Annotated in this window: 6 protein-coding genes; 2 read left to right on the forward strand and 4 right to left on the reverse strand. The window is 49.6% G+C overall.

All coding sequences use genetic code 11. The annotated features are described in order from the left end of the window. The coding region (locus FJZ26_02465) for a hypothetical protein (GenBank protein MBM3229270.1) at positions 1 to 746 on the reverse strand (746 nt) is incomplete at its 3' end. A gap of 267 nt (positions 747 to 1,013) precedes the next feature. Here FJZ26_02465 and FJZ26_02470 point away from each other — a divergent pair. After that, positions 1,014 to 1,745, forward strand: coding sequence for a hypothetical protein (locus FJZ26_02470; GenBank protein ID MBM3229271.1), 732 nt, complete (start codon positions 1,014 to 1,016; stop codon positions 1,743 to 1,745). A gap of 70 nt (positions 1,746 to 1,815) precedes the next feature. On the opposite strand, the gene FJZ26_02475 is transcribed toward FJZ26_02470, so the two are convergent. From FJZ26_02475 to FJZ26_02485, 3 genes are all read right to left on the reverse strand, one after another. Next, complete coding sequence (locus FJZ26_02475) at positions 1,816 to 3,693, reverse strand: cation:proton antiporter (protein MBM3229272.1); 1,878 nt, start codon at positions 3,691 to 3,693, stop codon at positions 1,816 to 1,818. A 69-nt stretch (positions 3,694 to 3,762) separates the two neighbouring features. Further along, entirely contained in the window at positions 3,763 to 5,103 is a 1,341-nt protein-coding gene (locus FJZ26_02480) for a signal recognition particle protein (GenBank protein ID MBM3229273.1), read from the reverse strand. A gap of 177 nt (positions 5,104 to 5,280) precedes the next feature. Then, positions 5,281 to 5,886, reverse strand: a complete 606-nt coding sequence (locus tag FJZ26_02485; GenBank protein MBM3229274.1) for a hypothetical protein — start codon at positions 5,884 to 5,886, stop codon at positions 5,281 to 5,283. A gap of 123 nt (positions 5,887 to 6,009) precedes the next feature. Between FJZ26_02485 and FJZ26_02490 the strand changes: the two genes are divergently transcribed. Further along, positions 6,010 to 8,316 (forward strand): hypothetical protein, encoded by a 2,307-nt coding sequence (locus FJZ26_02490; GenBank protein ID MBM3229275.1) that lies wholly within the window; start codon positions 6,010 to 6,012, stop codon positions 8,314 to 8,316. Positions 8,317 to 8,558: the final 242 nt, after the last annotated feature.

Consider the following 8,558-nt stretch of genomic DNA (forward strand, 5'->3'; position numbering starts at 1 on the left):
TTTTTGTTTATTGCATCGGCCATGTTCCTTAAGTCAATATCCCTCCTAATCGGCCGCTGCACTTCAAGGACAAACGGCCTTCCGGTCCCCATTGCCTTCACGTCAACATCCTCCCTGCCGCTTGCATGAAGAAACGTCCTCTTGAACGTATTTGCAACAAGCCCGGCCTCTATCTGCGAGTGCACTGAATCAGAATAGCCGCTGCTTGTGTTGCCGCACGCCTTGCATCCAGCCCCTGCACACCTGTTGCAAATCCAGCTTGTCTGGCCAATGCTGTCCAAGAATTTTTCGTACCTGCCAAATATGAATACCGGCTCTGGGTGAAGAACGGCCTTTTTGCCATCCAAGTCAATCTTGAGCACTGCATCAGCCCCGCCTCCCCACTGGAGGTATTTTTTCCCGCTTATTTTTGCAAACAAATTTCCGGCAAGCGGGTTGAGCTCGTTTTTCAACGGCTTGAATTTTGCATACCCAGCTTTTACCAAAAGCCCCTGCTCAATCATGGAGCTTTTTTCAGGCTGGCCAATGCTTACCCTGAAGCTTTCAAACCCAATCCCCTCATTGCAGGCGCCATCCCAGGCGTTCATAAGTATTTTTTCCAACCCTTCTTTTATTCCAAGGCACAAGCAGCATACCCCGTCTTGACCAAGCTTTGCTGCAGCGCTATTCTTGCCCTCACTTTCCAACACTTGCCTTCCAGCGCTTGTCGCCAAAGCGCGCTTGCGGCACCAGCTGCATATGTTCATGTTGCTGATTTAGCTGCGAATTGTTAATAATCCAAAGCAAGCAGGAACACTGCAAATCTTGCCGGGCAAAACACATTTCACCTCTGAGGCTTGTTTTTAAAAATGGAAGAATGCGTATTTATAGAAAGGCTTTTAAATAACCTATGCATATATATGTCCATCTATCAGTCCGAGGTGTATTGTTCCCTCGAAAGGCAATCGGCGCACTTTTGTGCCGTCGTTTCGCCTAAGAGCCCAATGACCTCCGTTCCAAGGCGGTGAAATCATATGTCACGTGGAAAACGCATAATCATCGAGAAAAAAATCAAAGACCCGGTTGTGGCAAAAGTCAAATCGATAAAAATTTCCGACCTGAAAAAAAACAGGCATACTCATGAAAAATCACTCTCATCTTCCATAGGCTCCATTGTCGGGCAGGCGCAGACTCTTTACGAGGAGGACAAGCTTGAAAAGGAAATGCTCAAGGGCATGGGGCTCTACACGCTTGAGGAAGCCCACGAGGAGCTAAAGCGTGGCGGCGTCAACATCTCGTTTAGGGCGTTTGGCGGCCGCGTGGAGCGCAGGACAGTCATGTCCGCGAAAGTCGGCAAGAAAAGGCTCATACCAAAGCCCGTCATCCATGACTGGATAGCGCTCAAAAACGAATACTACACGATGAAAGAGGCGTTTACGGAGCTAAAAAAGCACGAGGACATCAACTTCAGGGCCTTTATCGGCCGCGTAGAGAAGAATTCTATTCCTTCGTTGAAAATCGGCACGCAGCGCTGGGTTCCAAAGGCCTCAATTGACGGGCTTGCCCATATTGCCTCCAACTACTATGTCGTCGGCGAGGCGGTAGAAATGATGGAGGAAAAAGGAGTCAAGATAAAGCGCAATGCGTTTGAGCGCAGGCTTGACCGAAGCAGGATTCCATTTGAAAAAGTCGGCGGCAGGCGCATGATTGCCCACGAAGTTCTCGACGAGCTTATTGCAAAGGAACTTGCGCTGCGCTCCCAGTAGTTTTTTCTGCTGCAAGGCAAATATTCTCAATTTTTCAGCATTCCGTTTATCCAAGCCAGGCTTTTTTTGTTTAACTGCCCCTTTTACTTTTGCCCTTGCTCCTGTCTTTCCCAAGGCTTCCCATCTGCCCGTTTTTTGGGAACAGGTTCTTTACCATTGCCTCAATCTCGCTTGGCTTTGCCCCGCCAACCTGCACTCCGTTTTCCCTGAAGGTGAATTTTCCAATAAGGCGGACAGACTTGTAAACCAGAAGTGCCCCCCAGGCAACAAACAGGGCGCCAAGAATGTGGAATGCCTGCGGCGCCCTTATAAGCCCCATGAACACCGGGAGCGCAAGCCCGAAAGCAACAAGGGCAAGCCCCAAAAACAGGTTGTAAAACACCCGCTTTATTGTGCCGCCTGGCTGAAGCTTGTGGCTCTTGCCAACTGAAAATATATTTGAAAGCGCGTCCACAATGACCTTTAGCTTCAGTGCAATTCCCCCCAGGCTTGCGGCAAATGCGGCCCCAAAAACATACAAAAGGGCCTGCACTGCAAGCGCAATTGGGCCGTCAATGCCCTGCTTGGCTGCGGCCTGCGCAAGAATGTAGCAAAGCAGCACTGCAAGGCCCGCTGCAACTGCAAACGGCAGGTTTTCCTTTGCCTCCTCCACTTCTCTTTTTACGGTGCCAAAAAAATACCCGTTTGGCTCAAACTCTGAAAATACCTTTGCCGTGTATTCGGATGCAGCCCCTATCCAGGCCTTCAGCCTTTGCGGGACAAGTGCGGCAAGGATAAAGCTGACCTGGGCCTTTGCCTCAAGGCCGGCAGACGCAACAAGGCCTGTCACAAAAACTGCGCTTGCGGCAAGCGTCACTATGTCAAGCCCGCCTGCAATGCCGCTTCCCTCCCTTGCAATAATAAGTGAAAACTCCCCAAGCGGCAGCATTGAAAGCCCGAAGACGGCACTTGGGTATTTCCCGCTTCCGACAAGTTTCACAAGAAAAACTACCGTTGCAAAGCAGACAGCCAAAAACGCGGCGACAAAAGTCCAGGATGCCCCAAAGCCGGCAATGGAGTCAGGCCTGATAAGCGTGCCTATTGAAATGAAAAAAATGGCCGAGAAGGAAAGCTGGAACGGATTTATCGCCTCCTCGATTTTTTTTGCAAATGCCTGCTCTGCCACAAGGCTTCCAGCCAAAAAAGCGCCGATGCTTGGGGAAAGCCCAAGCGCGCCTGCGGCAATTGTGAACGCAAGCACAAGTCCCAGGGCAACAAACACGTAAAGCTCCGAGCTGTCGACAAAATAAGCCGTTGAGGAAATTTTTGCAAGCCCCTTACTCACGCCCAGGTAAAAAACCCCAAGGCCGACAAAGCCCAAAAGAGTTGAGGCGATAAAACCGACGATGTTGGTTGTTGCCCCTGCAGCCATGTTTGACACCAAAGTCAGGAAAAATATGGCTATAATATCCTCGACCACAAGCACGCTTACAAGCAAGGGGACCCACTCGTGCAGCATGAGCCATTTTTGCTTGAGTATTTTGATTGCAATGGCCGTGCTTGTTATCGAGAAAACCATGCCTGTGATTGCAGAGGCAACCTGCCCCATGCCAAGCGCAAGGCCGATTTCAAATGCAACCAGGAAAAGAATGGAAATTTTTACGGTTGCAATTATGGCGGCCCTAAAGCCGACCCCAAGCAGTTTTTTCAGGCTGAACTCAAGGCCGACAAAGAAAAGTATGAGTATTGCCCCAACCTGGGCAAACGCGTCCAAAAACACGCTTTGCCTGACTAGCCCAAGCACGTTTGGGCCTATTACAGCGCCGACTGCCAAAAACCCAAGGACGGCCGGCTGGCGCAGCTTGAGTGCAACAACAGTCCCTATAATTGCGCTGAAGATGACTATCGCAAGCTCAACCACAAATTCAGACAAAAGCCCTACCATTCGCCGTCCACCCTCTTTGTGCATTGGCTTTGCGGCCTCTTGTATTTATTGCTTTTATCGGCCTGACTAATGCAAGCGGCTTTGGCAATTCAGCTACTGGCCTTTTGGCTGCATGCCAAATGCGGACAAATCCCGGCCTGCCAGCATCTTTTCAAGCCGCCTTCTCATGCCCCTGTTTTTCTTGAACGAGCCGAGCATTTTCTCAACTTTTTCAAACTGGCCAACAAGCTCCCTGACTTCCTCGGGCCGGCAGCCGCAGCCCTTTGCAATCCTCTCAATCCTGCCAGTGTTTTTGTGCAAAAGCTGCACATCGCGCCGCTCGTTTTCGGTCATGGAGTTGATTATTGACTCAAAGCGCTTGAGCTTGCCTTCAGACTGGTCCAACAGCTCATTTGGCAAATCAGCCATGCCCATTGCAGCAAATACTCCTTTAAGCGGCCCCATCTTCTTTACTGCGCGAAGCTGGTTGTAAAAAGTCCGTATTGTGAACTCCTCGTCGGCCCCCTGCTCAAGCTGCAGCTTTTCCTCTTTTGTTATCTTCTCAACTTTTTCAAGGAGGCTTTGCAAGTCAGGGAATCCAAGCAGCCTGCCCACAAAGCGCGAGGAGTCAAAAGCTTCAAAATCTTCAGTCTTCTCCCCGGTTCCTATGAATGCGACTTTTGCGTCGGTCTGCGCGACTGCGGAAAGCGCGCCGCCCCCTTTTCCACTCCCATCGAGCTTTGTTATTATGACACCAGTCAGTCCGATTGCGCTGTGGAACTGCTGCGCCTGGCCTCCTGCAACCTGGCCTATGTCAGCGTTCATGACAAGGTATTTTTCATCAGGTGCAAAGACCGTGTTTATGTTTATGAGCTGGCCAACCAAGTGCTCGTCAAAGCCGGACCTCCCTGAGGAGTCAAGTATGACTATGTCCTCTTTTGCAGCACTTTTGCACATATCAACTATTTTTTTAACGTCCTTTTCGCCCTTCATGCCGTAGAATTTTGCCCCCGCGTTTTTTGCGACCTGCTCAAGCTGCTCGTACGCAGCCGGCCTGTCTGTATCCGCACAGACAAGTGCAACCGAAAGCCCCCTTGACTTGTAGAAGTGCGCAAGCTTGCCACATGTTGTTGTTTTGCCTGAGCCAAACAGCCCGACCATGAGTATTTTTTGGCGTTGGAGCTTTGGGGTGTGCGCCTTTCCCATAAGCGCGCTAAGCTGGTCATAGACAACTTTGACTACGTGTTCCTTTACTGACGTGCCTGCAAGCTGCTTTGTGTCAAGCGCCTCACTCTCGATGTTTTTTGAAAGTTCAAAAACAAGCTTGACATTGACGTCGTTTGAAATAAGGGCGCGCTGCAGCTCGCGCACAAGCTCCTTTACTGCCTTCTCATCTATGATGGCGGCGCCTGTTATCTTTGCAAGCGCGCCGCGCAAGCCGCGACCAAGGTCCATAAATCAGAATTTCGGCTTGCAAACTTTAAATACATGCAAGAAGTTGGAAAATGGCGGATTTTGGGAGCAGCATCGCCTTCAAGCTTGTGGTTTGTTCGAGGCGTATCTTATTCCGGCTTCTTGCAGCCAAAGCCTCAAACTAATGATGCGCACAGACTTTCAGAACAATTCTTTTTTCTACTGGCTGCTTCCTTGTCCAATGCAGCCGCCAACTGCACACGATTCTGTCTTCAGGCAGACACTGTCGCTTACTGGCCTGCAGCATTTGTAGCTGTCTTTGCTATATATCTGCGTTCCACAGCAACCCTGGGTGTTTGGGTTGTATTCTATCGTGCCGCATAAGTGCTGCGTGGGGTTGCCGATGATTATCGAAGGTTCGCATGTATCAGTCCCTCCGTAAATCATGCCAACCGCAGGCGGTGCAACAGCAGTTATCAAAACCGCAATCACACTTCCCGTAAGCATTGTTGTCGCCCAGACAACCGCCCGCGCCCTAGTCTCGGCACCCATCAGCTGCCCCAAGGCGTAAATCCCGCCGGAGCTTACAACGCCAAGCATTGATGCTACGGGAAGCAGTGCGAGAAGCGAGCCGCACATGCTCTCTATACCCTCGTTAAACTTGTCAAAACCGTTTCCTATCACCGGGTCTGGGGCAGGTGGTGTGGGCGGGTTGTTTGCTGCCCACAAGGCCGAAACTCCAATAATCAGCAATAAAAAGACAATTGCAGGCGTTCTGCTTGAGGAATATGGGGCGCATGTCTTGTTTGGGTTTTTCTTCTCCATACGGGTATTTTTGCTCGACCCTTTATATTACTTATCAACCATCTTTTTACTTTGTCTGATACTCTTGGCATGCCAGTATTTTTATCGGGGCAATTTGCTGGCTTTTGGAATCTCGGTTATCTTATGGCATTCGATATCAACTATTTGTTCATATTCCTGCTCTCATTCGTGCCTTTTATTGAAGCACGCGGTGCAATGTTCTTTGGCTTTGCATCAGGCATCACAGACATAACCCTGTATGCATTGTGCAGCTTTGTCAACATCACCCAGACTTTTCTTTATCCTCTCCTCATCGCCCGCTTTCGCACTCTCTTTGAATTAGCCAACAAATCCGAGACCGCACTCGCAAATCTCTTTTCCGAAAAAAAACCGCATCCGGTATTTTTCCTTTTTGCCATCCCGATGTTTGGCAATGGAATCAACACCTTCACCTCATCCATTGCATCGCTTTCCCTTGGAATCAAGGGCTTTGAAAAATATGTTGCAGGAGGCATTGTGCTTCGTGATGCCATTACCTATCTTATCCTTTCAGGCTCGTTGGCCCTTGCAGGCGGGCAGCTTTTGCAGGACCTTCTGAAAGCTTCAATGGTTGCATACGCGGTTGTATTCCTCTACTCGCACAGGGAGAGCATGCTCAAATATGTGGGGCTTGAGAAGGCAACGGCAGCAGACACAAAATGCCTTGCAGCAGCCGCCTGCGTTCTTGCCTTTGCTGCAATGGCATATGTTTTCCCCGGGATTTCGTTTGGCGCCAAAACCCTGTTTTCTTATCTCTACCCGGCAACTTCCGACGGCAAGATGTTTGCGTTTCTGGCCTTCTTCGGCACTGTTCTTGTCATAAAAGCTTTTTACGGGCCTTCAAAACCAAGTCCTGCAGGCGCAGCCAATCTGCCTGCACTCTATTTGCTCATCATCTTTTCGCTTCTTGCAATAAGCGTTCTTTCGGCATACCTTCTCATATCGCCCTTTGAGTCAGCCGCAAATTCGCATGGATACTGGTTTGGCATGTTTTCAGGGCAGAAGGTCGCGTATTTCACACTTGGCCAGCAAGCCTTCACTTCGCTTACAAAAACAAACTCCAGGATTGACCACAACCACATGCTCAAATTCTCAGCTTTTTTCCCACTCGCGCTTTTTTCCCTGGACTTGGAAAACAAATACAATCTCGGGCTAGACTCAGGCAGCAGGCTTCCATTTTTTGCTGTTTTTGCGGGCTTTGCCCTTATTGTTGCTGCAATAATCCTCGCCGTCTCAATCCTTTCAAGACTTGGCATTGCAAGGCTTATGGTTTTGTCGGCAGTCTTTTTTGTGAACATTGCATCTTCAATCGATGCAGGGCCGCTCAATATCCACGCAATCTCTACGCTTGCCTGCCTTTCAATCTATTTTTCCTTTGCGGAAAAAAACGGCCCCCTGCGGCTTCTTGCATTATGCTCAATGGTGCTTGCAGCCAACTTTCTTCTAATTTCGACAAGGGACTATCAGCCGGTGCTTTTGCAGTTGTCAATTGGCATTGCCGCCCTCCTCTTATACTACAAAGGGTGGCGGCTTGCCTGCCTTGCGGCATTTGGCCTTGCAGTGCTTTCCGGGGGCTTTAATCCAAGCTCCATTGCAGCCTCAATTTTCCTTGCAGCCTCGCTTTTTGTTCTGGCAAAAAAACTTGACACTCTTAAATCCTGCCTTGTGCTTGTGCCTGCCATTCTCCTGCTCTTTTTTCTTTCCAGCGGCCTTGCGCCAGAATACAATTTTGTCGTGTTTGCCGCATACTGCAGCCTTGCAATTGGGGCTGGCCTGAGGTGGAAAAGCACTCACGCGCTTATCTTCCTTCTTGTCGCCTCAACCCTGTTCCTGGCAAGCTTCAGGTCTGTGAAGGTTGACGAGATGGACATGTTCCACCGTATTTATGAGAATGAAAGCCTGCTGATAATTTTTGACAGCCCCGGGCTTTTCGCATCCAGCTTCAACCAGTCTTATGAGCCTAGGTTTGAGCATCTTTTTGGGAACACGTCTGCTGCCCTTATAGAAAAATTCCAGGGCGGCAGCCTCACATCCGCCTTTTCAGCAAAGCCAGTGCCAAAATATTACCAAACCGGCTTTGTGTGCTCAAGCCCGCAGGGCAAAAGACCGGATGCCAAAAACATCTTTCTTGTGAAAATGGACTCCCCCTGCGGCAACTCCGCCGGATTGCCTTTGCGCAGGCTTGTTTTTGGCAACCTCTCGACAAGCGCGGAATTTGAGTTTAACCAAAGTTCGGGCAAGTGCGAAATACTTGTATTCTCCAAAGGCAAGTTTTCCGCCTGCCCGCAGCTTGTAACTGCTGCCCTTAACAACATTTACGAGGGGAAAAAGCTGTCGGGAGTCATGGGCGAAGTCAAAAAAGTGCGCCGCCCCAGAACAAGCCAGTATGATAATGAAACTGAAGGCGGCTAGTAAATTCAGATTTTGGATGATGATGGGCCAGGGGAGATTTTTCCCCGCAAAATTCTGATAAGATGTTTTTGCGGCTTGGACTCCCGACCTACAGCTTGCCTAAGCAAATTCGTCTAGACAAAAGCCTGAAAATTTTTGTGCTAGAACGCGCCATATAAGACTGCCGCTCTAACCAGGCTGAGCTACTGGCCCATCGGCACCAATGTGCTCAGCCAAATTTTATATTACATTACTAAAACCAG

It is taken from the genome of Candidatus Parvarchaeota archaeon (assembly GCA_016866895.1).
Lineage (GTDB): Archaea > Micrarchaeota > Micrarchaeia > Anstonellales > VGKX01 > VGKX01.

Excerpts from the sequence above, each read along its gene's own strand:
- FJZ26_02485 (MBM3229274.1), bottom strand. The coding sequence starts at position 5,886 with ATGGAGAAGAAAAACCCAAACAAGACATGCGCCCCATATTCCTCAAGC.
- FJZ26_02475 (MBM3229272.1), bottom strand. The coding sequence starts at position 3,693 with ATGCACAAAGAGGGTGGACGGCGAATGGTAGGGCTTTTGTCTGAATTT.
- FJZ26_02470 (MBM3229271.1), top strand. The coding sequence starts at position 1,014 with ATGTCACGTGGAAAACGCATAATCATCGAGAAAAAAATCAAAGACCCG.
- FJZ26_02490 (MBM3229275.1), top strand. The coding sequence starts at position 6,010 with ATGGCATTCGATATCAACTATTTGTTCATATTCCTGCTCTCATTCGTG.
- FJZ26_02480 (MBM3229273.1), bottom strand. The coding sequence starts at position 5,103 with ATGGACCTTGGTCGCGGCTTGCGCGGCGCGCTTGCAAAGATAACAGGC.